This window comes from Psychrobacter sp. W2-37-MNA-CIBAN-0211 (assembly GCF_040309405.1).
Lineage (GTDB): Bacteria > Pseudomonadota > Gammaproteobacteria > Pseudomonadales > Moraxellaceae > Psychrobacter > Psychrobacter glaciei.
Genome location: NZ_JBEOOU010000443.1, coordinates 1 through 249 on the forward strand (window position 1 = coordinate 1; position 249 = coordinate 249).

A 249-nucleotide genomic window follows, 5' to 3' on the forward strand; every position below is an offset into this window, starting at 1 on the left:
CTATTCACATGCGCGGTAAAAGCCGTGGCATGACCTTACTTGAGGTGATAGTTGCTTTAGCGGTATTTTCAATTGCTGCGGTATCGGTGACAAAAAGCTTGAGTGAGATCATGGCTAATATGCCCATTTTAGAAGAACGAACTTTAGCGCAATGGGTGGCCAGTAACCAAATGGTCGACGTGCGATTGCCTGGTACCTTTCCTGATATAGGCCAAAAAACAGGTCAGTCAGAACTCGCAGGCCGTGAAT

1 protein-coding gene is annotated in these 249 nt (G+C 46.6%); it reads left to right on the forward strand.

Going from position 1 to position 249, the window contains the following annotated elements; translation table 11 throughout:
- A partial coding sequence (gspI, locus tag AAEY72_RS15820) for a type II secretion system minor pseudopilin GspI (RefSeq protein WP_352311596.1) occupies positions 1-249 on the forward strand: 249 nt, incomplete at both ends.